General features: G+C 64.0%; 22 protein-coding genes. 12 read left to right on the top strand and 10 right to left on the bottom strand.

Annotation, left to right across the window (positions count from 1 at the left end; translation table 11 throughout):
* Nucleotides 1-29: 29 nt before the first annotated feature.
* Both prfB and KM031_RS01630 read left to right on the top strand, forming a co-directional pair.
* Complete coding sequence (gene prfB / locus KM031_RS01635; RefSeq protein WP_215504111.1) at nucleotides 30-1,154, top strand: peptide chain release factor 2; 1,125 nt, start codon at nucleotides 30-32, stop codon at nucleotides 1,152-1,154.
* Nucleotides 1,155-1,265: 111 nt separating this feature from the next.
* Entirely contained in the window at nucleotides 1,266-2,015 is a 750-nt protein-coding gene (locus KM031_RS01630; protein WP_215504112.1) for a DUF2189 domain-containing protein, read from the top strand.
* A 55-nt stretch (nucleotides 2,016-2,070) separates the two neighbouring features.
* On the opposite strand, the gene KM031_RS01625 is transcribed toward KM031_RS01630, so the two are convergent.
* From KM031_RS01625 to KM031_RS01610, 4 genes are all read right to left on the bottom strand, one after another.
* Nucleotides 2,071-2,550 (bottom strand): bactofilin family protein, encoded by a 480-nt coding sequence (locus KM031_RS01625; RefSeq protein ID WP_215504113.1) that lies wholly within the window; start codon nucleotides 2,548-2,550, stop codon nucleotides 2,071-2,073.
* Complete coding sequence (locus KM031_RS01620; protein ID WP_215504114.1) at nucleotides 2,540-3,880, bottom strand: M23 family metallopeptidase; 1,341 nt, start codon at nucleotides 3,878-3,880, stop codon at nucleotides 2,540-2,542. The genes KM031_RS01625 and KM031_RS01620 overlap by 11 nt, the downstream gene beginning before the upstream one ends.
* Before the next feature lie 213 nt (nucleotides 3,881-4,093).
* Complete coding sequence (locus tag KM031_RS01615) at nucleotides 4,094-4,912, bottom strand: ferritin-like domain-containing protein (protein ID WP_246566882.1); 819 nt, start codon at nucleotides 4,910-4,912, stop codon at nucleotides 4,094-4,096.
* The gene (locus KM031_RS01610; protein WP_371879020.1) at nucleotides 4,912-5,373 is read right to left on the bottom strand and encodes a peroxiredoxin; all 462 of its coding nucleotides are present in this window, start codon (nucleotides 5,371-5,373) and stop codon (nucleotides 4,912-4,914) included. Before KM031_RS01610 ends, KM031_RS01615 begins: the two co-directional genes overlap by 1 nt.
* Before the next feature lie 118 nt (nucleotides 5,374-5,491).
* On the opposite strand from KM031_RS01610, the gene KM031_RS01605 reads away from it, so the two are divergent.
* The 7 genes from KM031_RS01605 to uvrA all read left to right on the top strand — a co-directional run bounded on the left by KM031_RS01605 (nucleotide 5,492) and on the right by uvrA (nucleotide 17,528).
* Nucleotides 5,492-8,794: a YhdP family protein gene (locus KM031_RS01605; protein WP_215504116.1), complete on the top strand. Its 3,303-nt coding sequence runs from the start codon at nucleotides 5,492-5,494 to the stop codon at nucleotides 8,792-8,794.
* Nucleotides 8,791-9,837: a tRNA preQ1(34) S-adenosylmethionine ribosyltransferase-isomerase QueA gene (gene queA, locus KM031_RS01600; RefSeq protein ID WP_215504117.1), complete on the top strand. Its 1,047-nt coding sequence runs from the start codon at nucleotides 8,791-8,793 to the stop codon at nucleotides 9,835-9,837. The genes KM031_RS01605 and queA overlap by 4 nt, the downstream gene beginning before the upstream one ends.
* A 90-nt stretch (nucleotides 9,838-9,927) precedes the next feature.
* Nucleotides 9,928-11,166 (top strand): MFS transporter, encoded by a 1,239-nt coding sequence (locus KM031_RS01595; RefSeq protein ID WP_215504118.1) that lies wholly within the window; start codon nucleotides 9,928-9,930, stop codon nucleotides 11,164-11,166.
* A gap of 71 nt (nucleotides 11,167-11,237) precedes the next feature.
* Nucleotides 11,238-11,816 carry a DUF924 family protein gene (locus tag KM031_RS01590; RefSeq protein WP_215504119.1) on the top strand — a complete coding sequence of 193 codons (579 nt, stop codon included), beginning with the start codon at nucleotides 11,238-11,240 and terminating at the stop codon, nucleotides 11,814-11,816.
* Nucleotides 11,817-11,920: 104 nt separating this feature from the next.
* Nucleotides 11,921-13,315: a dihydrolipoyl dehydrogenase gene (gene lpdA / locus KM031_RS01585; RefSeq protein WP_215504120.1), complete on the top strand. Its 1,395-nt coding sequence runs from the start codon at nucleotides 11,921-11,923 to the stop codon at nucleotides 13,313-13,315.
* A gap of 89 nt (nucleotides 13,316-13,404) precedes the next feature.
* On the top strand, nucleotides 13,405-14,577 hold the full coding sequence (locus tag KM031_RS01580) for an MFS transporter (RefSeq protein WP_215504121.1): 1,173 nt from the start codon (nucleotides 13,405-13,407) through the stop codon (nucleotides 14,575-14,577).
* A gap of 92 nt (nucleotides 14,578-14,669) precedes the next feature.
* Nucleotides 14,670-17,528, top strand: coding sequence for an excinuclease ABC subunit UvrA (gene uvrA / locus KM031_RS01575; protein ID WP_215504563.1), 2,859 nt, complete (start codon nucleotides 14,670-14,672; stop codon nucleotides 17,526-17,528).
* 16 nt (nucleotides 17,529-17,544) lie between these two features.
* Here uvrA and KM031_RS01570 read toward each other — a convergent pair whose 3' ends face one another.
* From KM031_RS01570 to KM031_RS01550, 5 genes are all read right to left on the bottom strand, one after another.
* Complete coding sequence (locus tag KM031_RS01570) at nucleotides 17,545-17,751, bottom strand: YgaP family membrane protein (RefSeq protein WP_215504564.1); 207 nt, start codon at nucleotides 17,749-17,751, stop codon at nucleotides 17,545-17,547.
* Nucleotides 17,752-17,844: 93 nt separating this feature from the next.
* On the bottom strand, nucleotides 17,845-18,717 hold the full coding sequence (gene mmsB, locus KM031_RS01565) for a 3-hydroxyisobutyrate dehydrogenase (RefSeq protein ID WP_215504122.1): 873 nt from the start codon (nucleotides 18,715-18,717) through the stop codon (nucleotides 17,845-17,847).
* 2 nt (nucleotides 18,718-18,719) lie between these two features.
* On the bottom strand, nucleotides 18,720-19,742 hold the full coding sequence (locus KM031_RS01560; protein ID WP_215504123.1) for an enoyl-CoA hydratase/isomerase family protein: 1,023 nt from the start codon (nucleotides 19,740-19,742) through the stop codon (nucleotides 18,720-18,722).
* Nucleotides 19,739-20,884, bottom strand: a complete 1,146-nt coding sequence (locus tag KM031_RS01555; protein ID WP_215504124.1) for an acyl-CoA dehydrogenase family protein — start codon at nucleotides 20,882-20,884, stop codon at nucleotides 19,739-19,741. The genes KM031_RS01560 and KM031_RS01555 overlap by 4 nt, the downstream gene beginning before the upstream one ends.
* A gap of 174 nt (nucleotides 20,885-21,058) precedes the next feature.
* Entirely contained in the window at nucleotides 21,059-22,558 is a 1,500-nt protein-coding gene (locus KM031_RS01550) for a CoA-acylating methylmalonate-semialdehyde dehydrogenase (RefSeq protein ID WP_215504125.1), read from the bottom strand.
* A gap of 123 nt (nucleotides 22,559-22,681) precedes the next feature.
* Here KM031_RS01550 and KM031_RS01545 point away from each other — a divergent pair, with 123 nt between their 5' ends.
* The 3 genes from KM031_RS01545 (at nucleotide 22,682) to coaD (ending at nucleotide 24,650) form a co-directional block, all read left to right on the top strand.
* Nucleotides 22,682-23,569 carry a LysR family transcriptional regulator gene (locus KM031_RS01545; protein ID WP_215504126.1) on the top strand — a complete coding sequence of 296 codons (888 nt, stop codon included), beginning with the start codon at nucleotides 22,682-22,684 and terminating at the stop codon, nucleotides 23,567-23,569.
* A 49-nt stretch (nucleotides 23,570-23,618) separates the two neighbouring features.
* A complete protein-coding gene (locus KM031_RS01540) occupies nucleotides 23,619-24,053 on the top strand; it encodes a CBS domain-containing protein (RefSeq protein ID WP_215504127.1) in 435 nt (144 codons plus the stop codon).
* 105 nt (nucleotides 24,054-24,158) lie between these two features.
* Nucleotides 24,159-24,650 carry a pantetheine-phosphate adenylyltransferase gene (gene coaD, locus KM031_RS01535; RefSeq protein ID WP_215504128.1) on the top strand — a complete coding sequence of 164 codons (492 nt, stop codon included), beginning with the start codon at nucleotides 24,159-24,161 and terminating at the stop codon, nucleotides 24,648-24,650.
* 6 nt (nucleotides 24,651-24,656) lie between these two features.
* On the opposite strand, the gene KM031_RS01530 is transcribed toward coaD, so the two are convergent.
* Complete coding sequence (locus tag KM031_RS01530; protein ID WP_215504129.1) at nucleotides 24,657-24,824, bottom strand: hypothetical protein; 168 nt, start codon at nucleotides 24,822-24,824, stop codon at nucleotides 24,657-24,659.
* Nucleotides 24,825-24,866: the final 42 nt, after the last annotated feature.

The raw sequence follows: 24,866 nt of genomic DNA, 5'->3' as shown, positions 1-24,866 counted from the left end.
GTTCGACAGATCACCGGAAAGACCCGACCATGCGCTCCGAAACCCAGAACCATGTTGACGCCATCCGCAAGTCGCTGAAGCTTCTGGCGCAGCGGATGGATTGGGACACGGCACCGCATCGGCTTGAAGAATTCAATGCGATGATCGAAGACCCGAACCTGTGGAACGATCCGGCCAAGGCGCAAAAGCTGATGCGCGAACGCCAGATGCTGCTGGATGCCGTCGGCACCTACAAGATGATCGACAGCGGGCTGCGCGATAATGTGGAGCTGATCGAACTGGGCGAGATGGAGGATGATCAGGAGATCATCACCGAAGCCGAAGCCGCGATCCGCGCGCTGGTCGAGACAGCACGGGCAAAAGAGCTGGAGGCGCTGCTGGATGGTGAGGCCGATGGCAATGACACTTTCCTTGAGGTGAATGCCGGGGCAGGCGGCACCGAAAGCTGCGATTGGGCCAGCATGCTGGCGCGCATGTATGTTCGCTGGGCCGAGAAGAAGGGCTACAAGGTCGAACTGCAATCCATGTCCGAAGGCGAAGAGGCCGGGATCAAATCGGCGGCCTACAAGATTTCCGGCCCCAATGCCTATGGCTGGCTGAAATCGGAAAGTGGCGTGCATCGTCTGGTGCGGATTTCGCCCTACGATTCGGCGGCGCGGCGGCATACCTCGTTCAGCTCGGTCTGGGTCTATCCGGTGGTGGACGACAATATCGAAATCGAGGTGGCCCCCAACGAGATCCGCATTGACACCTATCGGTCGTCGGGCGCGGGCGGGCAGCACGTCAACACCACCGACTCGGCGGTGCGGATCACCCACTTGCCCACCGGCATCGTGACCACCAGTTCCGAAAAATCACAGCACCAGAACCGCGACATCGCCATGAAGGCGCTGAAATCGCGGCTGTATCAGATGGAGCTGGACAAGCGGAACGCGGCGATCAACGCGGCGCATGAGGCCAAGGGCGATGCGGGCTGGGGCAACCAGATCCGCTCCTATGTGTTGCAGCCCTATCAGATGGTGAAAGACCTGCGCACCGGGGTCGAAACCTCGGATACCCAGGGCACGCTGGACGGGGATCTGGACAAGTTCATGGCGGCGACGCTGGCGATGGACGTGGCCGGCAAATCCCGCGCCGAGGCCAATGCCGACTGATCCTGCCCGTTGCGCCATGTGATTGCGCGCACAGGAAAAATGACCTGTCGCAGATAGATCTTTCTGTTGCCGTCGAAGCCGGTTTACCCTGCCCGCAACCGGGGAGGCAGCATGACGGATATCGAGATCGGGCAAGTGGGCTGGGGCGATCTGCGCGCCAGTCTTGCGGCAGGGTGGCGGGATTTCAGGGCGGCACCGCTCTATGGGTTGCTGTTCTCCGGCGTCTATGTGGCCGGGGGCTGGCTGATCCTGTGGGCGATGACCGCAAAGGGGCAATTGTGGTGGACGCTGCCCGCCAGCGCCGGGTTTCCCATCCTTGGCCCCTTCATCGCCTGCGGTTTTTACGAGATTTCGCGGCGGCTGGAACAGGCAGAGCCTTTGACATGGCGCGGCGTGGCCGGGGTGATCTTCCGCCAGAAGGACCGCCAGATCCCGTCGATTGCGGCGGTCATCGTGGTGTTCTTCCTGTTCTGGAACTTTCTGGCGCATATGATCTTCGCGCTGTTTCTGGGCACCATGTCGATGACCAATATTTCCAGCTCGCTGGAGGTGTTCACCACCGCGCAGGGCATGACCATGCTGGCGGTGGGCAGCGGCGTGGGGGCGGTGTTTGCCACGCTGCTCTATGCGCTGACCGTGGTCAGCCTGCCGCTGTTGCTGGACCGCGAGGTGGATTTCGTGACCGCGATGCTGACCAGCTTTGCGCTGGTGCAGGCCAATCCGCTGGTCATGCTGGTCTGGGGCGGCCTTATCGCCATCAGCCTGTTTGCAGCGATGCTGCCGTGGTTTCTGGGGCTGTTCGTGGTGCTGCCGGTGCTGGGCCATGCCACCTGGCATCTCTATCGCCGCGCGCTGGTCTGACCCATGCAAAAGGGTGCCCAAGGGCACCCTTTGTGGTCACATAATGCCGATTCGCTTATTCGGCGGCGGGCGGTGCAATGGCCTTCACGCCATTCAGCGGGTCATCCTGACGCTGCACCGAGCCTTCGAAATGCGCACCGCTTTCGATGGCGATGGTCTTGTGGATGATGTCGCCTTCGACCCGCGCAGTCGAGGTCAGACGCACCTTCAGGCCACGGACGCGGCCGATCACCCGGCCATTGACCACGATGTCATCCGCGACGATTTCGCCCCTGATGGTGGCGGTCTCGCCCACGGTCAGCAGATGGGCGCGGATATCGCCCTCGACCGTGCCTTCGACCTGAATGTCGCCGGTGGTTTTCAGATTGCCCACGACCGTCAGGTCGGAGGAAAGCACCGAAGCGTTCGGCTTGGCCTTCGACGCGGAAGGCATGTAATCCATGGCAGGTTTCGCGGCGGGCACCTCCGGCGCCTTGGGCTTGTCGCCCTCGACCTGCTTCGGACCGGGTTCGTTGATTCTGCTTTTAGAAAACATCGCTCGCTGCCTTGATGAAGGTCATCGGATTGACCGGACGGCCCCCGATATGAACCTCGTAGTGGAGATGTGTGCCGGTCGACCGGCCTGAATTGCCCATATCACCGATCCGGTCGCCGCGCGATACCCTTTGACCGGCGCTGACGTGGATTTCAGACATATGAGCATAAAGTGTAGTGACGCCGAAGTCATGCCGGATCTTCACCATCCGGCCATAGCCATTGCCCCAGCCCGCCTCGATCACCGTGCCATCGGCGGTGGCGGTGATCGGCGTGCCATAGCTGCCCGCGAAATCGAGGCCTTCGTGCATCCGCCGCCCGGCGCCCTTGGGATCGTTGCGGGTGCCGAAGCCCGAGGTAAAGCGATAGCGGCCCGACGGGATCGGATTGGCGAAGGGCGATTTGACGGCGGCCAGACGATAGAGGTTCATCCGGTCCAGCCCGCCCAGAATGGCATTGGCGCGGGTTTCATCAGGCGCCAGCGCGCCGCCCTTGGTGGAGACGAAAGGCGTCAGCGGCCCGCCTTGGCCGGAATAGCCCTTGCGCACCTGATTGAGCAGGTCATCCGGCGACAGGCCCGCCGCGCGGAACATATTGTCCAGCGGCTCCATCGACACGGTGACGGCCTCTTCCAGCCGGGCAAAGATCGCGTCATTGCGCAGTTCCAGCGCCTCTTTCGCCTGGGCGATTTCGGCGGTTTCCTCGCGGGCACGGTTGGCCATTTCGACCATTTCGTCGCGTTCGCGGGCGGTGGAGCCAAGCGCCCCGGCCATGATGTCGAGCGTGGCCAGCGCATCGCGGGCGCGGCCCGCTTCGGTGCGCGGCGCGCCGGTCTGTTCCGACAGGGCAACCGCCACACGCTCGGCCTCGCCGCGCGCCTCGTCGCGTTCCTTGATGGTGCGGCGCAGGGTGTTCTGGATCACATCGATGCCGGTTTCCAGCTCCTTGCGGCGATCCTCGGAGGCGAGAAGCCGGCCCTGCATCTGGCTGACTTCGGCCAGGGCAAGGTTGAAGCGTTCCTGCGCGCGCAGCGCTTCTTCGGCGCGCAGGTCGCGGTCATTCGACAGGGCGGTCAGCCGTTCTTCAAACAGTGCCTGCTGGCGCAGCGCCTGATCGCCGTCCGAACCTGCGGCAATGCTGTCCATCAGCAGGATCGAGGTGGCAATGAAGGTCCAGGTCAGCAGGGCGGCGCCCCCGGCAAGGGCGAGCGCCTGCGTGGTGGGGCGCAGGCGGATAAACCGGGTCGAGGCGTCCGATTTCAGGAACAGCCGCTGCTCGGGCAGATAACGGTCGAGCGTGGCATTGATCCGGTAGGCAAGGCGCGTCAGCACGAGGCAGGTTCCACTTCTTCAACGCCGGACTGGCTGCGCGGGTCCGAAGGGCCCTCTGCGCAAAACCGGCAATTCGGCACGCTGCTGTGCCGCTCATCCCCGGACGTGCTTAGAGCCGGGTCGGGGCTGTCGCAACAAATTTGCACGGGCCTCGGCGGCAGGGTTCCGGTGCGATGGCGGAAATCGGCAACATCCCGCCGATTATTGGCTGTTTTACGGGGCATCCGCCTCGGTCAGCGGCCAGTAGAAATCCGGGGGCAGCCCGGCCTCGGCGCGTTTTTCCTCGTTGAACGGCGGTTTCAGGCTGCCGTGAAAATAGCGGCGCACCAGCGCGTGGAACTGGTCTTTCGGGTCCAGCCCGTCGCGGCCACAGAGCCAGTTGAACCATTTGGAACCATAGGCCACATGGGCGACTTCTTCGGCATAGATCACGCTCAGCGCGGCCAGCGTCTGCGGATCCCCGGCCTTGCGGAAGATCTCGATCATGCCGGGGGTTACGTCCAGCCCCCGCGCCTCCAGCACCATCGGCACCACCGCCAGCCGCCCGAACAGGTCTTCGGCGGTATCCTCGGCGGCGCGCCACATGCCCGCATGGGCATCCAGGGCGCCATAATGGCTGCCCTGCGCTTCAAGACAATCACAGATCAGATTGAAATGATTGGATTCTTCATCGGCGCATTTCACCCAGTCATCATAGAAACCCAGCGGCATGGGAACATGGCCGAAGCGGGCGATGATGTCCCAGTGCAGATCCACCGCGTTCAGCTCGATATGCGCGACGGCGTGCAGCAGGGCGATCCTGCCTTGCGGGCTGCCGGGGCGGCGGCGCGGGACGTCGCGCGGCGGCAGCAGGCGTGGTGTGGTGGGCCGGGCCGGATGCAGGGGCGGCGTGGCCGTGCCGACGGGCAGCGGCGTGCCCGCCGCCCGTGCCGCCCGCCATGTGGCGGCATGGGCGCGCGACAGGGCAGATTTGGCGCGCCCGTCGGCGGTGGTCAGCACCTCCACCGCCATCTGGGCCAGGCTCTGCGGCATCAGAGCGCCTGCGCCGCCGCCAGCACCGCATCGACATGGCCGGGGACCGAGACCTTGCGCCAGATCTGGGCCAGCCTGCCATCGCTGCCGATCAGAAAGGTGGCGCGTTCGATGCCCATATAGGTCTTGCCATACATGCTTTTTTCGACCCAGACGCCGTAATCCTCGCAGGTGGTGCCTGCCTCGTCAGAGACCAGTGCGATGCCAAGCCCGTGTTTGGCGACGAATTTGTCGTGTTTCTTGACGCTGTCCTTGGAAATGCCGATCACCGTGGTGCCTGCTGCGGCAAACTCGGCTGCGCGGGCGGTGAAATCCAGCGCCTCGGTGGTGCAGCCGGGCGTGTCGTCCTTGGGATAGAAATACAGCACCACCTTGCCACCTTGCAGGGCGGAAAGGCGGATCTCGCCGCCGCCATCGCGCGGCAGGGTGAAATCGGGGGCGGGCTGTCCGACGGCGGTGATCTCGGTCATGGGCGGCTCCTTGCCAAAAGCGTGAACATGCTTCGGGTTTTAGTTGCCTTCCGGCAAAGATAAAGGCAACCCCGGCAAAACGGCCAAAGGTGAAGAGACCAGACCGACAATGACCGAGACGGGCACCCCAGCGGCGGAGACGACGGCGCAGGCCAAACCGCGCCGCCGCGCGCGTTTCGGCCTGTGGCTGCTGCTGAGCCTGCTGTTGCTGGTGGCGACTGCGGGGTTCGGGGTTCTGGCGCTGACCGGCAAGCCGCTGCGCCTGCCGGTCTGGGCGGTGGCCGAGGCCGAGGCACGGCTGAATGCGGCGCTGCCGCTGTCGGAAACCGCGCTGTCGCTGGGCGGGGTCGAGGTGACGGTGGGCACCGACTGGGTGCCACGGCTGCGGCTGGAAAACCTGAACCTCGCGCGGCGCAGCGGCGGCGGCACCATCCTGCGCCTGCCCGAAGCGCGGGTGGCCTTTGATCCGGCGGCGCTGCTGCGCGGCGCGCTGCGCCCGTCGTCGGTGGTGCTGTCGGGTGCCTCGGTGCGGTTGCGCCGGGATGCGACGGGGCGGTTTGATCTGGATCTGGGTGGCGGCATGGCGGCCAAGGATCTGGGCAGCTTTGCCGAGGTGCTGGATGGCATCGACCGGGTGTTCGCCGCCCCCGAACTGGCCAGCCTGCGCGACGTGACCGCCGAGGCACTGTCGCTGACGCTGGAGGATGCGCGCGCCGGTCGGGTCTGGCAGGTGGGCGACGGGCGCTTTGCGCTGCTGAACGCCGCCGACACGCTGGGGATGGAGCTGGGCCTGACGCTGACCACACCGGGGCAGGATCCGGCGCAGGCGCTGCTGTCGGTCACGTCGGAAAAGGCCAGCTCCGAGGCCCGGCTGCGCGCCACGGTGGAGCGGGTGGCCGCGCGCGACATTGCCGGTCAGGCCCCGGTGCTGGGCTTTCTGTCGGTGCTGGATGCGCCGATCTCTGGCAAGCTGAACGCGGCGCTGGACAAGACCGGGCAGGTGGCGGCGCTGGACGGTGAATTGCGGCTGGCGGCGGGGGCCTTGCGGCCCAGCCCGGAAAGCCATCCCATCGCCTTTGACAGCGCGGTGATCGGCCTGTCCTTTGATCCGACCGAAGAAAAGATCACCCTGACCGATGTGCAGGTGCAAAGCCCGTCGCTGCGGCTGTCGGCCTCGGGGCATGTCTATGCGCCGGGGGTGACGCAGGGGCGGCCCGAGGCGTTTCTGGGCCAGATCGCCTTTGCGCAGGTGATGGTGGATCCCGAAGGCCTGTTCACCGAGCCGGTGACCTTCAGTCAGGGCGCGCTGGATCTGCGGCTGCGGCTGGATCCGTTCCGCATCGAGGTGGGGCAACTGACCCTGCTGGAAGAGGGGCGGCGGCTGGAGGCGCGCGGTCAGGCCAGCGCCGATGCGAAGGGCTGGCGGCTGTCGCTCGATCTGGCGCTGGATGCGATCCGGCATGATCGGCTGCTCGCGCTGTGGCCGGTGTCGGCGGTGCCCAAGACGCGCGAATGGCTGGTGGAGAATGTGCAGGAAGGGCTGCTCGCCAATGTGAAAGTGGCACTGCGGCTGGAGCCGGGGCAGGAGCCGCGCTTTTCGCTGGGCTATGATTTTGCCGATGCCGATGTGCGCTTTCTGAAAACCCTGCCGCCGATCCGCAAGGGCCATGGCTATGCGACCATCGAGGGCAACAGCTATACGATGGTGCTGGATCAGGGGCAGGTGACGCCGCCCAAGGGCGGGGCCATCGACATGGCCGGATCGGTGTTTTCGGTGCTGGACATCCTGCAAAAGCCGGCACAGGCCGAAATCAATCTGCGCACCTCTTCCAGCCTGACGGCGGCGCTGTCCTTGCTGGACGAAAAGCCCTTCAATTTTCTGACCAAGGCCGGGCGTCCGGTCGAACTGGGCGAAGGGCGGGCCGAGCTGACGGCGGTGCTGCGGATGCCGTTGGTGAAAAAGATCCTGCTCAAGGATGTGTCCTATCAGGTGGAAGGGCGGCTCAGCGATGTGCGCTCTGACCTGCTGGTGCCCGGCAAGGTGCTGACGGCCCCGGCGCTGACGCTGATCGCCAGTCCCTCCGGGATGCGCATTTCGGGCGCGGGGCTGATGGGCGCGGTGCCGTTCGAAGCGACTTATAGCCAGGATTTCAAACCCGAAGCCAAGGGCCGGTCACAGGTGACGGGCTGGGCCGAGATTTCGCCCCGCGCCGAGGCCGAGTTTTCGCTGGGCCTGCCGAAGGGCGCATTGTCGGGCAAGGGGCGCGGCGATTTCACGTTGGATCTGGTGAAGGGGGCGGCACCGCAACTCTCTCTCAGCTCGGATCTGCGCGGGCTGGTGCTGGCGGTGCCGGAACTGGGCTGGCGCAAACCGGCAGAGCGGGCAGGCAAGCTGACGCTTTCGGCCACGCTGGGCAAACCCGCGAATGTGCAGGCGCTGACGCTGGAGGCCCCCGGCCTGTCGCTGCGCGGCAGCCTCAGCCTGCGGCCCGAGGGCGGGCTTGAGCGGGCACGGTTCAGCCGCGTGCAGGTGGCTGACTGGCTGGATGCGCCGGTCACGCTGACCGGGCGCGGCAAGGGCCGGTCGGCGGCGGTCAGTGTCGAGGGCGGGCTGTTCGATCTGCGTCGGCTGCCCGATCTGGGCGGCGGCGGCGGCGGCGGTGACAGCGCGCCGATGCGGGTGGCGCTGGACCGGGTGCAGGTGTCCGAGGGCATCGCACTGACCGGGCTGCGCGGCGAGTTTGCCACGCGCGGCGGCTTCAACGGCAGTTTCACCGCGCGGGTGAACGAGGTGGCCGAGGTGCGGGGCACCGTGGTGCCGATGCGCGCGGGCACGGCGCTGCGGCTGATCTCTGCCAATGCGGGCGGGGTGCTGGCCTCGGCCGGGATCTTCAGCAATGCGCGGGGCGGGGCGATGGATCTGCAACTCGCGCCCACCGGGGCCAAGGGGCATTACCGCGGCCTTGTGACGGCAAAGGATTTCCGGGTGCGCAATGCGCCGGTGCTGGCGGCGCTGCTGTCGGCCATCTCTGTCGTGGGGATTCTGGAGCAGCTGAACGGCGAGGGGCTGGTGTTCAACGAGGCGGATGCAGAGTTCCGCTTGACGCCCGCAGGGATCGAAGTCACCAGAGGCGCTGCGGTGGGGGCCTCGATGGGGGTCTCCATGGCGGGAACCTATGATATTGGCAGCAAGCGGCTCAACATGCAGGGCGTCATCTCTCCGATCTATCTGCTCAACGGAATTGGCGCGGTGTTGACGCGCCGGGGCGAAGGGCTGTTCGGCTTCAACTATGATATTGGCGGCACGTCGGAACGCCCGCGCGTTTCGGTCAACCCGCTGTCGATCTTTACCCCCGGCATGTTCCGCGACATTTTTCGCCGCCCCGTGCCCCGGCTGGAGCCGCAGGGATGAAACTGTCCGATTTCGATTTCGATCTGCCCGAAGCGTTGATTGCCACGCGCCCGGCGAAACCCCGCTCGTCGGCGCGATTGCTGCTGGCCGAAGGCGCGGCGATCCGGGATCTGCATGTGACCGATCTGGTGACGATCTTCCGCCCCGGCGACCGGCTGGTGCTGAACAACACCAAGGTCATCCCGGCGCGGCTGTCGGGCATCCGGCGGCGCCTGTCGGCGCAGGGCCCGGTCGAGGCGAAGGTGGAAATCACGCTGCTGGAACCGCAGCCCGGCGGCGACTGGCGCGCGCTGGCCAAGCCGCTGCGCAAGCTGGCAGAGGGCGAGGAGATCCGCTTTTCCGATGCTCTGACCGCCACTGTGATGGCCAAGGGTGACACGGATGTGGCGCTGCGCTTCAACCTGACCGGCGACGATTTCGATGCGGCGCTGGCCGCGGCGGGGGCGATGCCGCTGCCGCCCTATATCGCCGCAAAACGCGCGCCCGATGCGCAGGACCATGACGATTACCAGACGGTCTTTGCCCGCCACTCCGGCGCGGTCGCGGCCCCGACCGCCAGCCTGCATTTCGACGCGGCGCTGCTGGCCGCGCTGCGCGACAGGGGCGTGGCCTTCAGCGAAGTGACGCTGCATGTCGGTGCGGGCACCTTTCTGCCGGTGAAGGTGGAGGATGTGACCACCCACCGGATGCACGCCGAATGGGGCGAGGTGACGGCCGAGGCCGCCGCCGCCATCAACGCGACCAAGGCCGCTGGCGGGCGGGTGATCCCGGTGGGCACCACGGCCCTGCGGCTGATCGAAACTGCGGCACAGGGCGGGCAGTTGCAGCCCTGGCAGGGCGAGACGGATATCTTCATCTATCCGGGCTTCCGCTTTCAGATTGCCGATGCGCTGATGACCAATTTCCATCTGCCGAAATCGACGCTGCTGATGCTGGTCTCGGCGCTGATCGGCAAGGATCGGGTGATGAAGATCTATGATCATGCCATCCGCAACGGCTATCGTTTCTTTTCCTATGGCGACTCGTCTTTGCTGATTCCCTGAGGGCGCTTGTCGCGCGCCGATGTCGCCTTTTGCCGTTCATTCATGTGCCGCGCTGCTAGACTGCGCGCTTGGTCCTGCCGGAGTTTCATCATGTTGAAGGTCATTGCCAGCACCTGGCCGCTGCTTCTGGGCGTGATGCTGCTTATGCTGGGCAATGGCATGCAGGGATCGCTGCTGGGCATCCGGGGCACGATCGAGGGCTTCACCACCTTCGAGCTGTCGGTCGTGATGTCGGCCTATTTCGCGGGCTTTCTGGTTGGCTCGCAGATGATCCCCGGCATGTTGCGCCGCGTGGGCCATGTGCGGGTGTTTGCAGCACTCGGTTCGATGATCTCTGCCGTGCTGGTCGTTTATCCGGTGGCGCCCGACTGGATGGTCTGGGCCGCCTTGCGGGTGCTGATAGGGTTTTCGTTCTGCGGCGTCTATATCACCGCCGAAAGCTGGCTGAACAACACCGCGACGAACGAGACGCGGGGGCAGGCGCTGTCGGCCTATATGATCGTGCAGATGATCGGCATCATTTCCAGCCAGGTTCTGCTCAATGTCGCAAGCCCGGCCAGTTTCACGCTGTTCGTGATCCCTTCGGTGCTGGTCAGCCTGGCCTTCATGCCCCTGCTGCTGGCCGATACCCCGGCCCCCACCTTCGAGACAACCCGGCGGCTGAGCTTCCTGGCGCTGTGGCGCATTTCGCCGCTGGGCTGCATGGGGATGCTGCTGACCGGGGGCGTATTCGCCGCGATGTTCGGCATGTCGGCGGTCTGGGGCTCCAAATCCGGGCTGTCGGTGCGCGAGATTTCGATGTTTGTCGGCGCGATGTATGTGGGCGGCCTGATCCTGCAATATCCCATCGGCTGGATTTCCGACCGGGGCGACCGGCGGCGGCTGATCCTGATCCTGTCGGCGGTGGCGGGCGTGGTGATGGTGCTGGCCGGTCTGTTCGATCTGCCGTTTGTGGTGATGCTGGGCGTGGCCATGGTGCTGGGCGGCATTACCAACCCGCTGTATTCACTGCTGATTGCCTATACCAACGACTTCCTGAAAAAAGAGGAAATGGCCGCGGCCTCGTCGGGGCTGTTGTTCCTGAACGGGTTGGGTGCGATTTTCGGGCCGCTGATCACCGGCTGGATCATGGGCGTGATCGGGCCGCACGGGTTCTTCTTGTTCATAGCCGCCAATTTCATCGGGCTGGCCGGCTATGCCGCATGGCGCATGACGCGCCGCAACGCGCCGGAATCGACCGGCGGCTATGCCAACCTGACACCGCAAGCCTCAGCGCTGGCGGTGGGGGCGGTCATGGAACAGGCCGAGGACGCGCCCTCGCATCGCTGAGCCTTGGCTTGCGGCAGGCGGATTTCCCTGTCAGGCTCACGCTCAGGCTGTGTGCTGTAGTGGAGGAACGGATGTCTGACCCGGTCATGGTGCTGGATTATTGGCTGGGCGATGTTGGCCCGGCAGGCTGGTATGCCGGGGGCGAGGATCTGGATGCAGAGATTCGCGGCATGTGGCTGGATCTGTGGCAGGCCGCACGCGACGGCGGGCTGGACCACTGGGGCGAAGGCGTCGCGGGCAGCCTTGCGCTGATCATTCTGGCCGACCAGTTTCCGCGCAACATGTTCCGGGGCGATGCACAGGCCTTTGCCACCGATCCGCTGGCCCGGGCCACGGCGCGGCGGGCGCTGGCCGAGGGCTGGGATCTTCAGGCACCAGAGCCGGAGCGGCAGTTCTTCTACATGCCGTTCGAGCATAGCGAGGATCCGGAGGATCAGGCGCTGTCGGTCGCGTTGCTGACCGAACGCATGTCCTCGGACCCCGAAATGGCGCTGCATGCCCGCGCGCATCAGGCCATCATCGCGCGCTTCGGGCGCTTTCCCTATCGCAATGCCGCGCTTGGTCGGGACAGCACGGCAGAGGAGGCCGCGTTTCTGGCCGAGGGCGGATATGCTTCAATGGTAAACAGTCTTCGCGAGGCCGGGGTATGACAGCCACAGTCATGCAGCAGGCGCATGGGGGTAGCGCACCGCTGGCATTGCTTGAAATCACAATATAGTTTAATGCCAAACTACTTTTCCAGAGGAGGGGAATGATGGCTGCCAAGAGTTTTGATGTAATCGTGATCGGTGCCGGGCCCGGGGGCTATGTTGCCGCCATCCGTGCGGCGCAGCTGGGCAAATCCGTGGCCATCGTGGAACGCGAACATCTGGGCGGCATCTGTCTCAACTGGGGCTGTATCCCGACCAAGGCGCTGCTGCGTTCGGCCGAGGTGTTCCATCTGATGCACCGCGCCAAGGAATTCGGCCTGAAGGCCGAGGGCATCAGCTATGATCTGGATGCCGTCGTCGCCCGCTCGCGCGGCGTGGCGAAACAATTGTCGGGTGGCATCGGCCATCTGATGAAAAAGAACAAGATCACCGTGATCATGGGGGCCGCAACCCTGCCGAAGGCCGGTGTTGTATCGGTCAAGACCGAAAAGGGCACCGAAGAGCTGACCGCCCCCGCCATCGTGCTGGCGACCGGCGCGCGGGCGCGGGAACTGCCGGGGCTTGAGGCCGATGGCGATCTGGTCTGGACCTATAAACACGCGCTGCAACCCAAGCGGATGCCGAAAAAGCTTCTGGTCATCGGCTCGGGCGCAATCGGTATCGAATTTGCCAGCTTCTTCAACACACTGGGCGCCGATACGACGGTGGTCGAGGTGATGGACCGTGTGTTGCCGGTGGAAGATGCCGAGATTTCGGCCTTCGCCAAAAAGGCCTTTGTCAAACAAGGCATGAAGATCCTGGAAAAGACCACGGTCAAGAAGCTGGACCGCGGCAATGGCAAGGTTGTGGCGCATCTGGAAGATGCCAAAGGCACCACGACGCAGGAATTCGACACGGTGATTTCGGCGGTCGGCATTGTCGGCAATGTCGAAGGGCTGGGGCTGGAGGCGCTTGGCGTCAAGATCGACCGCACCCATGTGGTGACGGATGAATATTGCCGCACCGGCGTGCCGGGCCTTTTTGCGATTGGCGACATCGCGGGCGCGCCTTGGCTTGCCCACAAGGCCAGCCATGAAGGCGTGATGGTGGCTGAATTGATCGCGGGCGGCCATCCGCATCCGATCAAGCCCGGCTCGATTGCCGGTTGCACCTATTGCCATCCGCAGGTGGCCTCGGTCGGTATGACCGAAGCCAAGGCGAAAGAGGCGGGTATCGCCATCAAGGTCGGGCGCTTCCCCTTCATCGGCAATGGCAAGGCGATTGCCCTGGGCGAGGCCGAGGGCATGATCAAGACTATCTTCGATGCGAAAACCGGCGAATTGCTGGGTGCGCATATGGTTGGCGCCGAAGTGACAGAGCTGATTCAGGGCTATGTGGTGGGCCGCGCGCTGGAAACCACCGAAGAAGACCTGATGAACACCGTGTTCCCGCATCCGACGCTGAGCGAGATGATGCACGAGGCGGTGCTGGATGCCTATGGCCGCGCGCTGCATATGTAAGCGGCTGACACGGGCATGAATTTGAACGGGCGGTCAAAAGCCGCCCGTTTTTGCATGGTGCAAGCCTCCGTGCCGCGCTAGCAAGAGGCATGAGACAGATTTCCTCCCTGTGGATCGTGCTGGCGCTTTGGGGTGCCGGGCTGGGCGCTGCGGCGCAATTCGGCAAGATTGCGGTGATCTATGATCTGATCGCGGCCTCCTATCCGCAGGCGGGGCCAACCGGGCTGGGCCTCTTGGTCTCCATCGTCGGCTTTACCGGATTGGTATTTGGCACCACGGCAGGCATTCTGGTGCAAGGCTATGGCTATCGGCGGGTGCTGGTGGCGGCTTTGGCGCTGGGGGCGGTGCTGTCCGGGGTTCAGGCGCTGGATCTGCCGCTGACGGTGATGCTGACGCTGCGGGCGGTGGAAGGCGTATCGCATCTGGCGATTGTGGTCGCGGCCCCGGTGCTGATCGCGCAGGTGACGCCGGTGGCCCGGCAGGGGCTGGCGATGACGCTGTGGTCCAGCTTCTTTGCGGTGACATTTGCCCTGCTGGCGGTGGTGGGGCGACCCTTGGCCGAGGCCTTTGGGCCGGGCGCGCTGATGGCGGCACATGGCACCTATATGGCGGGGTTTGCGGCGCTGTTGGCGGTGCTGCTGCCCGCCGATCCGCCGTCGCAGCGGGTGGCGCTGTCTTTCACAGCGGTGCTGCGCCAGCATGGCCATATCTATGCCTCCGCCACGCTGGCGGCCCCGGCCATGGGGTTCTTTTGTTACACCATCACCTATGTCGCGGTGCTGACCCTGCTGCCGCCGCTGGCAGGTGGCGCGTTGCAGCCGGTGCTGGCCACCGCCATGCCGCTGGTCAGCATCGCGGTGTCCCTGACCCTCGGGGTCTGGTTGCTGGGGCGGATGACGGCGGTGCGGGCGGTGATGGCAGGGTTTGCGGCGGCCTGTGCGGCGGCGCTGATCTTGTTGAGCTTCTGGGGCCATCCTTATGGGATCATTACCGGAAGTCTGATCATGGCCGGGGCGCTCGGGCTTGTGCAGGGGGCGTCTTTTGCCGCCATTCCGCAGCTGAACGCGGGCGGTGCGGCACGGGCGCAGGCGGCGGGGGCCGTGGCGCAGCTTGGCAATCTGGGCACCACCACCGGGACGCCGATCCTGTCGGCGCTGATCCTGTCACAGGGCAGTGCCGGATTGGCGCTGTTTGTTCTGGGCTTTTCGCTTTTGGGGATCGTGCTGCATCTTTGGCAGGCAGGGCGGCGCAAGGCCGCCTGAATCTGCCCTTGTTCATCCATTGTTCACGTTTTCCCATTGGAAAGATGCCAATCTTGCCCTATCTCTAAGCCGTCACGAGGGTGGGTATGATCATGGCGGAACAGAAGTTCATCGAGGTGCGCGGCGCGCGCGAACATAACCTGAAGGGGATCGACCTCGATATCCCGCGCGATCAGCTGGTGGTGATCACCGGCCTGTCCGGCTCCGGCAAATCCAGCCTCGCCTTTGACACGATCTATGCCGAAGGCCAGCGCCGCTATGTCGAAAGCCTGAGCGCCTATGCGCGGCAGTTCCTGGACATGATGGGCAAGCCGGATGTGGACCACATCAGCGGGCTGTCGCCCGCGATTTCGATTGAACAGAAAACCACCTCGAAAAACCCGCGCTCCACCGTTGGCACGGTGACCGAGATCTACGACTACATGCGCCTGCTGTTCGCCCGTGTCGGCACGCCCTACAGCCCCGCGACCGGCCTGCCGATTGAAGCCATGCAGGTGCAGGACATGGTGGATGCGGTGCTGGTGATGCCCGAGGGCACCCGCGCCTATCTGCTGGCTCCCATCGTGCGCGACCGCAAAGGCGAATACAAAAAAGAGTTTCTGGAGCTGCGCAAGCAGGGGTTCCAGCGCATCAAGGTGGATGGCCAGTTCTACGAGCTGGAAGAGCCGCCGACGCTCGACAAGAAATTCCGCCATGACATCGACGTGGTGGTCGACCGAATCGTGGTGCGGGGTGATATCGGCACCCGCCTTGCCGACAGCTTTCGCACCGCACTGAACCTGGCCGACGGCATCGCCATTCTGGAAACCGCCCCGACCGAGGGAGAGCCAGAGCGCAAGACCTTCAGCGAGAATTTCTCTTGCCCGGTGTCGGGCTTCACCATCCCCGAGATCGAACCGCGGCTGTTCTCGTTCAACGCACCGTTCGGTGCCTGCCCGGTTTGCGATGGTTTGGGGGTTGAACTGTTTTTCGACGAGCGCCTCGTGGTGCCCGATCAGGGGCTGAGCCTGGCTCAGGGGGCCATTGCGCCCTGGTCGAAGAGCAAATCGCCTTACTTCCTGCAGACCATTGAAGCGATTGCGAAACATTACGAGTTCGACAAGAAGAAAAAGTGGAAGGATCTGCCGGAAAAGGTGCAGCAGGTCTTTCTGAACGGCTCCGGCGGCGAAGAGATCCAGTTTCGCTATGACGAGGGCGGGCGCATCTATCAGGTCAGCCGCGTGTTTGAAGGCGTCATTCCGAACATGGAACGCCGCTACCGCGAGACCGACAGCGCCTGGTCGCGCGAAGAGATGGAGCGTTATCAGAACAACCGGCCTTGCGGCGCCTGTGGCGGCTATCGCCTGAAACCCGAGGCGCTGGCGGTCAAGATCGCCGGGCTGCATGTGGGCCAGGTGGTGCAGATGTCAATCCGCGAGGCGTTTGACTGGATCGGCACCGTGCCGGAGAGCCTGACCAACCAGAAGAACGAGATTGCCCGCGCCATACTGAAGGAAATCCGCGAACGCCTTGGATTCCTTGTGAATGTAGGGTTGGACTATCTGACGCTGTCGCGCAATGCGGGCACGCTGTCAGGGGGAGAAAGCCAGCGGATCCGATTGGCCAGCCAGATCGGCTCGGGCCTGACCGGGGTGCTGTATGTGCTGGATGAACCCTCGATCGGGCTGCATCAGCGCGACAATGACCGGCTGCTGACCACGCTGAAGAACCTGCGCGATCAGGGCAATACCGTGCTGGTGGTGGAACATGACGAGGATGCGATCCGTGAGGCGGATTATGTGTTCGACATGGGGCCGGGTGCGGGGGTGCATGGCGGCCAGATCGTCTCGCGCGGCACCCCGTCCGAGATTCTGGCCGATCCGGCCAGCCTGACCGGGCAATACCTGTCGGGCGCGCGCGAGATTGCCGTGCCCAAGGTGCGGCGCAAGGGCAATGGCAAGAAGCTGACGGTGGTCGGGGCGACCGGGAACAACCTGCGCAACGTGACGGCGGAATTTCCGCTGGGCAAATTTGTCTGCGTGACCGGCGTGTCGGGCGGGGGCAAATCGACGCTGACGATTGAAACGCTGTTCAAGACCGCCGCGACCCGGCTGAATGGCGCGCGCGAAACCCCGGCCCCCTGCGAGACCATCAAGGGGTTTGAGCATCTGGACAAGGTGATCGACATTGACCAGCGCGCCATCGGTCGCACGCCCCGGTCAAACCCGGCCACTTATACCGGCGCCTTCACCCCGATCCGCGACTGGTTTGCCGGTCTGCCGGAATCGAAGGCGCGCGGCTATCTGCCCGGCAGGTTCAGCTTCAACGTCAAAGGCGGGCGCTGCGAGGCCTGTCAGGGCGATGGCGTGATCAAGATCGAGATGCACTTCCTGCCGGATGTTTATGTGACCTGCGAAACCTGCAAGGGTCATCGCTATAACCGCGAGACTCTTGAAATTCGCTTCAAAGGCAAAAGCATAGCCGACGTTCTTGATATGACCTGCGAAGATGCCCGCGAGTTCTTTCAGGCCGTGCCCAGCATCCGTGACAAGATGGAGGCACTGTGCCAAGTCGGGCTTGGTTATATCAAGGTCGGCCAGCAGGCGACCACCCTGTCGGGCGGCGAGGCGCAGCGGGTCAAGCTGTCGAAGGAGCTGAGCCGTCGCGCCACTGGGCGCACGCTGTATATCCTGGATGAACCGACCACCGGCCTGCACTTTGAAGACGTGCGCAAGCTGTTGGAAGTGCTGCATGAACTGGTCGATCAGGGCAATACGGTCGTGGTGATCGAACACAATCTGGATGTGATCAAGACGGCGGACTGGCTGATCGACATCGGGCCGGAAGGCGGCGATGGCGGCGGGCAGATCGTGGCGGTGGGCACCCCCGAAGAGGTGGCCAAATCCACCGAAAGCCACACGGGCCGCTATCTGAAAGACATGCTCAGACCGAAAAGGGTTGCGGCGGAATGATCCGCCGCACGCCGCCTCAGGCTTTCATCGGGCAGGTGCTGATCCCCAGCACCGAATAGAGCGGGCAGGTTGACAGCAGGCCCGTGAGCAAGGGCACGATGCCGATCAGCTTGGCATAGTGCCAGAAGCCGCTACCCTGATCGGTGAAGAACCAGATCAGCAGCGCCGCGCCGATCACGATACGCAGGATCCGATCAATCCCGCCGACATTGGTGGTGAACATGGCCATCCTCGCATTTCATATTACATATTCCGAATATAACATGCGAGGAGGCCAAAGTCACGCGCCGCGCGGCCTCTGCCCAAAGTGTCGCAGTCAGCCGCGACCGCGCTTTTCAAAGCGCGGCAGCATGGCCGAAAAATCCATGCCCTTGCCGTCCTCATCCTCGACAAAGCGGCGATAGAGATCCGCTGCCAGTTGCCCCATCGGTGTGTCGGCATCGGCGGCCTCGGCGGCCTGTTGCGACAGGCGCAGATCCTTCAGCATCAGCTCGGCCGCGAAGCCGGGTTTGTAGCTGTTGTCGGCAGGCGATTTCGGCCCAACGCCGGGGGCAGGGCAATAGGCGTTCATGGTCCAGCTGTACCCCGAGGAGGTGGAGACGACATCGAACATGCGCGCCCGGTCCAGCCCCAGCTTGTCGGCAAGGGCAAAGGCCTCGCAGGTGGCGATCATGGTCACGCCGAGAATCATGTTGTTGCAGATTTTGGCGGCCTGACCGGCCCCGGCGGCACCGCAATGCACCGCTTTCTGCCCCATCACCGCGAACAGCGGCTGCACCGTGGCAAAGGCCGCATCGGAGCCGCCAACCATGAAGGTCAGCGTGCCTGCGGTGGCCCCGCCAACACCGCCCGACACCGGCGCATCCAGTGCGCCAAGCCCGGCTGCCTGCGCCTGTTCGGCCACGGCGCGCGCGCTTTCCACATCGACGGTGGAACAATCGCAGAGCACCGATCCTTGCGGCATGGCCGGGATCACCTGATCCGCCACGGCGCGCAGGATCGCGCCATTCGGCAGCATGGTGATGACCACATCCGCGCCCGCCGCCGCCTCAGCCGCCGAAGCCGCCGCCGCCACACCTTCGGGCATTGGGGCGGCCATGTCATAGCCGCGCACCACATGGCCCGCCTTGGCGAGGTTGGCCGCCATCGGCCCGCCCATATTGCCCAATCCGATAAAGCCGATCTGCATGGCTATTCCTCCGTGAATGTCAGGGTATCCGGGCCGAGTGGGGCCAGAAGGGCGGCAATCGCCACCGCATCCGCCGCCGCCTGCCAGCGGGGTTTGCGATCCTTGTCGATGATCATCGCGCGGATGCCTTCCAGAAAATCGGTATCGGCCTGCGCGCGGAACGACACCCGGTATTCCAGCTCCAGGGCCTGCCGCAGGCTGGGGGGCGGCCCAAGCTGCGCCTGAATGGCGAGGGTCAGCGCCGCCGCCAGCGGCGACACACGGCCGAGCGTCAGGCGTGTCTCGCGCGCGAAATCGCTGTCGTCGCCGTCAAGGCTGGCCAGCACGCGGGCCAGATCGGCGCTGGCGAAATGCCGGTCGATCTGGGGTTGCAAGGCGGGCAGGCTGGCGGGCGGGGGCGTCTGGCCCCGAATCGCCGCCACATCACCGGTGGCGCACAGCGTGGCAATCAGGTCCGGCCATGCGGCTTGCGGCACAAAACAATCGGCAAACCCGGCATAGATCGCATCGGCAGGCCCCATGCGCCGCCCGGTCGTGCCCAGATAGGCGCCCAGATGCCCCGGCGCATGGGCCAGCAGGGCCGAGCCGCCCACATCCGGCACCAGACCGATGGCACATTCGGGCATGGCGATCTGCGCGGTTTCGCCGACGATGCGATGGCTGGCATGGCAGGCCACCCCGACACCGCCGCCCATGCAGAAGCCATGGATCAGACTGACCACGGGTTTGGCATAGTCGGCAATCCGCGCGTTCATCCGGTATTCATCGCGCCAGAAATCGCGGCCATGGTCGTGATTGCCCGCGATGCCTTCGGCATAAAGCTGGGCAATATCGCCACCCGCACAGAAGGCCCGGTCGCCTGCGGCATCAATCAGCACCAGCGCCACATCGGGGTCATCGCGCCAGCCGATCAGGGCCGCATCCAGCGCCAGACACATCGGATAGCTGAGCGCATTCAGCGCCTCGGGGCGGTTGAGCGTGATCCGCCCGGCACGGCCCTCGCGGCGGATCAGGATCTCGCTCATCCGCGTGCCTCCAGAAGAGCGCGCGACACGATCAGGCGCATGATTTCATTGGTACCTTCCAGAATCTGATGCACGCGAAGATCCCGCATGATCTTTTCCACGCCGTAATCGGCCAGATAGCCGTAACCACCATGCAGTTGCAGGCATTGATTGGCGACATCAAAGGCCGCATCCGTGACATAAAGCTTGGCCATGGCACAGAATTTCGTGGCATCCGGGGCGGCATTGTCCAGCTTCCACGCCGCCTGTCGCAGGAAGATGCGCGCCGATTGCAGTTTGACCTCCAGTTCGGCCAGACGGAATTGCAGCGCCTGAAACTGGTCCAGCGTTTTGCCAAAGGCCCGGCGTTCGCCCATATAGGCCAGCGTCGCGTCAAAGGCCGCCTGTGCGCCGCCAAGGGCGCTGGCCGCGATGTTCAGCCGCCCGCCATCCAGCCCGGCCATAGCATAGGCAAAGCCCTTGCCCTCCACGCCGATCAGATTGTCGGCAGGCACGGCGCAATCATCCATCTGCACCTGCCGCGTCGGCTGTGCGCGCCAGCCCATCTTGTCTTCCAGCCCGCCAAAGGACAGGCCCGCCGCGCCATCGGGGACGACGATGGCCGAAATGCCGCGCGGCCCGTCCTCTCCGGTGCGGGCCATGACGATATAGCCATCGGCATAGCCACCGCCGGAAATGAAGGCCTTGGTGCCGGTCAGCCGATAACCCTCGTTGTCGCGCAGGGCCTTGGTGCGCAGCGCCGCCGCATCCGAGCCGGAACCGGGTTCCGTCAGGCAATAGGCAAAGATCTGCTCCATGCTGCACAGCTTTGGCAAAACCCGCGCCTTCAGCGCGTCGCTGCCGAATTTGTCGATCATGCCGCCGCACATATTGTGGATCGACAGGAAGGAGGACACCGCCGGGCAGGCCATGGCGAGCGCTTCGAACACCAGCGTCGCATCCAGCCGGGTCAGCCCCGATCCGCCGTGATCTTCGCTGACATAGATGCCGCCCAGACCCAGTTCCGCCACCTTGGCCCACAGGGCTTTCGGAATCGTGCCCTCGGCCTCCCATTGCCGGGCATGGGGCGCGATATGATCCTGCCCGAATGCCTGCGCCATATCGAAAATGGCCTGCTGTTCTTCGCTGAGTGCGAAATCCATCCCGAGCCTCCCTTGCTGGAATTGAACGCCTGTTTAATTGTGGAACATTGCAGAAGTTTTGCAAGGTGACAGATTTGCAGGGCCGCTCTGCGAAGCCATGGCCGAAGCCGGGGAGGATGCGCGCCGGGGCATCCGAAGGGGTGCGGGTGCCGCCGTGGCGGCACCCACCGTAGATCAATCCATCTGCTTGAAGTTCAGGCTTGCGCCTTCCTTGATGCCGCTGGGCCAGCGCGAGGTGATGGTCTTGGTGCGCGTGTAGAAGCGGAAGGAATCCGGCCCGTGCTGGTTCAGGTCGCCAAAGGCGGATTTTTTCCAGCCGCCGAAGGTGTGATAGGCCAGCGGAACCGGGATCGGCACGTTGATGCCGATCATGCCGACGTTGATGCGGTTGGCAAAATCGCGCGCGGTGTCACCATCGCGGGTGAAGATCGCGGTGCCATTGCCATATTCATGGTCCATCGCATATCCCAGCGCCTCTTCATAGGTTTTGGCGCGCACGGTCGACAGCACGGGGCCGAAGATTTCCTTGCGATAGATGTCCATGTCGGTGGTCACATGGTCAAACAGGTGCGGGCCGACAAAGAAGCCGTCCTCATAGCCTTGCAGGTTGAAGTTTCGGCCATCGACCACCAGCTTGGCGCCCTGTGCCACGCCGCTTTCCACCAGTTTGAGGATATTGGCCTTGGCGGCGGCGGTCACGACCGGGCCATAATCCACATCATTGCCGCCCGTATAGGGGCCGACCTTCAGCTTTTCGATCCGCGGGATCAGCTTTTCGATCAGGCGGTCTGCGGTTTCATCACCCACCGGCACCGCGACCGAAATCGCCATGCAGCGTTCGCCAGCGGCGCCATAGCCCGCGCCCACCAGCGCATCGGCGGCCTGATCGAGATCGGCATCCGGCATGATGATCATGTGGTTCTTGGCACCGCCGAAGCACTGCACGCGCTTGCCGTTGGAGCAGCCGCGCCCATAGATATATTCGGCAATCGGGGTGGAGCCGACAAAACCGATCCCGGCGATATCCGGATTGTCGATGATCGCATCGACCGATTCCTTGTCGCCGTTGATCACTTGCAGCACGCCATCGGGCAGGCCCGCTTCTTTCATCAACTCGGCCAGCATCATCGGCACCGAGGGGTCACGCTCGGACGGCTTGAGGATGAAGGCATTGCCGCAGGCCAGCGCCGGGCCCATTTTCCACAGCGGGATCATGGCGGGGAAGTTGAACGGGGTGATGCCCGCCGCCACGCCGATCGGCTGACGCATGGAATACATGTCGATGCCGGGGCCTGCGCTGTCGGTGAATTCGCCCTTGAGCAGATGCGGCGCGGCAATGCAGAATTCGATCACTTCAAGGCCGCGCTGGATGTCGCCCTTGGCATCCGGGATGGTCTTGCCATGTTCTGAGGACAGCGCCTCGGCCAGCTTGTCCATGTCGCGGTTCAGCAGGTCGACGAATTTCATCATCACCCGGGCGCGGCGCTGCGGGTTGGTGGCACCCCATTTGACCTGCGCCTTGGCCGCATCGGCGGTGGCGGCGTCCAGCTCGGCCTTGCTGGCGAGCGCGACACGCGCCTGCACTTCGCCGGTGGCGGGGTTGAAAACATCAGCAAAGCGGCCCGAGTTGCCCTTCACATGCTTGCCGTTGATCCAGTGTCCGATCTCTTTCATGGCGTCCTCCCGAACGGTTTGGCCGAAGTCAGCCGGCCCAATAAGCTGCACTGACAATAGCCTTGCATTTTTGCCCGGCAAAGCGGCAATATTTCAAAAACGCTTTGCATTTTTGGGTGTATGATGGATTGGGACGACCTGCGGCTGTTTCTGGCGGTGACGCGCGCTGAAAGCCTGTCGGGCGCGGGCAAGGCGCTGCGGCTGGATCCGGCGACGGTAGGCCGCCGCATCGCGCGGCTGGAGGATGTGCTGGAGGCGCGGCTTTTCGTGAAAAGCCCGCAAGGCTATGGGCTGACCGCCGAGGGCAGCCGCATCCTGGCCCATGCCGAACGCGCCGAACTGGCGATGGCGGGGGCGGTGGAAGAGTTGCGCGGCACCCATGGGCTGACCGGGCAGATTCGCATCGGTGCCCCGGATGGTTGTGCCAACTATCTGCTGCCGCAGGTTCTGGCGGCGATCTGCGATAACAATCCGGGGCTGGAGGTGCAGATCGTGGCGCTGCCGCGGGTGTTCAACCTGTCAAAACGCGAGGCGGATATTGCCATTGCGGTCTCGCGCCCCGAAACCGGGCGGCTGACGGTGCAGAAGCTGACCGATTACCGGCTGCATCTGGCGGCCTCGACCCAATATCTTGCGCAGCACCCGGCGGTGCAGTCGGTGGAGGATCTGCGGGCGCATCGCATGGTGGGCTATATTGCCGACATGATCTTTGACAAAGAGCTGGATTATCTGGGCCAATTGGGGGCCGAGCGGATCCCGCTGGCGTCAAATTCGGTGTCGGTGCAGCTGAACTGGTTGCGGCACGGGGCAGGGATCGGCGTGGTGCATGACTTTGCGCTGCCTTCGGCACCCGAGCTGATCCGGGTGATAGCCGACCAGATCAGCCTCACCCGCAGCTTCTGGCTGATCCGTCATGCGGATGACGGGCGGGTCGAACGGCTCAATCGCTTTGCCGACTTGCTGGCGCAGGGAATACGCAAAGAAGTGTTGCGCCTGGAAGCTTTGGCTTGACATAAAATTGCGCAGGCGCAAGGCTTTGACCATAGAGAAGGAGGAGCCCATGCTCGTATCGCAGATCCTGAAATCAAAGGCGGATGATGGTGTTGTGACTGTAATGCCCGGAACGCCCGTTGCTCAGGTGGCCGAGGTGCTGTCGTCACGCCGAATCGGGGCGGTGATCGTGTCGCCGGATGGCAAGCGCGTGGCGGGGATCGTGTCGGAACGTGACATCGTGCGCGAATTGGGCAAACGCGGCCCGTCTTGCCTGACCGAGGCCGTGGATACGCTGATGACGGCCAAGATCATCAGCTGCAAACGCGAAGAAACAACCCATTCGGTGTTGCAAAAGATGACCGATGGCCGGTTCCGCCATATGCCGGTGATGGAAGGCGACGAAATGGTCGGCCTCATTTCCATCGGGGACGTGGTGAAATCGCGCCTGATGGAACTGGCGGCCGAGAAGGATGCGCTGGAAGGCATGATCAAGGGGTTCTGAACCGGGGACCCGCCGATCTGCGGCAAATGCTGCGCCGCGGCGCTTTGTTCTTGCAAAGCGCCGCGCAATATTGTTGCGTGTCGCGAGGCATCGGAGGGGAAAGCCATGCGCATCGGTCTGTATCCGGGGACATTTGACCCGATCACGCTTGGCCATGTCGATATCATTCAGCGCGCAATGCAGCTGGTGGATCGGCTTGTGATCGGCGTTGCCATCAACCGGGACAAGGGCCCGCTGTTCAGCCTTGAAGAGCGGGTGGCCATGGTCGAAGCCGAATGTGCCGGTATCCTGGCCAAGACCGGCGGCGAGATTGTCGTGCATCCGTTCGAAAATCTGCTGATCGACTGCGCCCGCGACGTGGGCGCGGGAGTCATCGTGCGCGGTCTGCGCGCGGTTGCCGATTTTGAATATGAATTTCAGATGGTTGGAATGAACCGTGCGCTGGATGCCAGCATCGAGACGGTGTTCATGATGGCCGATGCCCGCAGGCAGGCCATCGCGTCGAAACTGGTGAAAGAGATTGCGCGGTTGAATGGCGATGTCTCGAAATTCGTGACACCGCCGGTCCAAGAAGCGCTGCGCGCCAAATACAGCTAGGCGGGCTCAGGCCCGGCCATAGACCGCGTCGCGGGCAATGTGATGCGCATCGCCGGGATAGATGCCCAGATCCAGCGCCACATCCATAGGCAGGCGGGCGATCTCGTCACGGGTCTGGCGATAGCGTGCATGGTTGCGGGCAGCAGTTTGCAGTTTTTCGATCAAGGTCAGCATGGTCGTATCCTTTCCACATCTCGTGGCGTCCATGGCGGGCCG

This window comes from Gemmobacter fulvus, from assembly GCF_018798885.1.
GTDB classification, from domain to species: domain Bacteria; phylum Pseudomonadota; class Alphaproteobacteria; order Rhodobacterales; family Rhodobacteraceae; genus Gemmobacter; species Gemmobacter fulvus.
The sequence above is the reverse complement of the archived record's forward strand: the minus strand, read 5'-3'. Positions and strand labels throughout refer to the sequence as shown.

Coding starts and splice junctions, on each gene's coding strand:
- prfB (WP_215504111.1), top strand. CDS start 30: ATGCGCTCCGAAACCCAGAACCATGTTGACGCCATCCGCAAGTCGCTG.
- KM031_RS01630 (WP_215504112.1), top strand. CDS start 1,266: ATGACGGATATCGAGATCGGGCAAGTGGGCTGGGGCGATCTGCGCGCC.
- KM031_RS01625 (WP_215504113.1), bottom strand. CDS start 2,550: ATGTTTTCTAAAAGCAGAATCAACGAACCCGGTCCGAAGCAGGTCGAG.
- KM031_RS01615 (WP_246566882.1), bottom strand. CDS start 4,912: ATGCCGCAGAGCCTGGCCCAGATGGCGGTGGAGGTGCTGACCACCGCC.
- KM031_RS01605 (WP_215504116.1), top strand. CDS start 5,492: ATGACCGAGACGGGCACCCCAGCGGCGGAGACGACGGCGCAGGCCAAA.
- queA (WP_215504117.1), top strand. CDS start 8,791: ATGAAACTGTCCGATTTCGATTTCGATCTGCCCGAAGCGTTGATTGCC.
- KM031_RS01595 (WP_215504118.1), top strand. CDS start 9,928: ATGTTGAAGGTCATTGCCAGCACCTGGCCGCTGCTTCTGGGCGTGATG.
- KM031_RS01590 (WP_215504119.1), top strand. CDS start 11,238: ATGTCTGACCCGGTCATGGTGCTGGATTATTGGCTGGGCGATGTTGGC.
- lpdA (WP_215504120.1), top strand. CDS start 11,921: ATGGCTGCCAAGAGTTTTGATGTAATCGTGATCGGTGCCGGGCCCGGG.
- KM031_RS01580 (WP_215504121.1), top strand. CDS start 13,405: ATGAGACAGATTTCCTCCCTGTGGATCGTGCTGGCGCTTTGGGGTGCC.
- uvrA (WP_215504563.1), top strand. CDS start 14,670: ATGGCGGAACAGAAGTTCATCGAGGTGCGCGGCGCGCGCGAACATAAC.
- KM031_RS01570 (WP_215504564.1), bottom strand. CDS start 17,751: ATGTTCACCACCAATGTCGGCGGGATTGATCGGATCCTGCGTATCGTG.
- mmsB (WP_215504122.1), bottom strand. CDS start 18,717: ATGCAGATCGGCTTTATCGGATTGGGCAATATGGGCGGGCCGATGGCG.
- KM031_RS01560 (WP_215504123.1), bottom strand. CDS start 19,742: ATGAGCGAGATCCTGATCCGCCGCGAGGGCCGTGCCGGGCGGATCACG.
- KM031_RS01555 (WP_215504124.1), bottom strand. CDS start 20,884: ATGGATTTCGCACTCAGCGAAGAACAGCAGGCCATTTTCGATATGGCG.
- KM031_RS01550 (WP_215504125.1), bottom strand. CDS start 22,558: ATGAAAGAGATCGGACACTGGATCAACGGCAAGCATGTGAAGGGCAAC.
- KM031_RS01545 (WP_215504126.1), top strand. CDS start 22,682: ATGGATTGGGACGACCTGCGGCTGTTTCTGGCGGTGACGCGCGCTGAA.
- KM031_RS01540 (WP_215504127.1), top strand. CDS start 23,619: ATGCTCGTATCGCAGATCCTGAAATCAAAGGCGGATGATGGTGTTGTG.
- coaD (WP_215504128.1), top strand. CDS start 24,159: ATGCGCATCGGTCTGTATCCGGGGACATTTGACCCGATCACGCTTGGC.
- KM031_RS01530 (WP_215504129.1), bottom strand. CDS start 24,824: ATGCTGACCTTGATCGAAAAACTGCAAACTGCTGCCCGCAACCATGCA.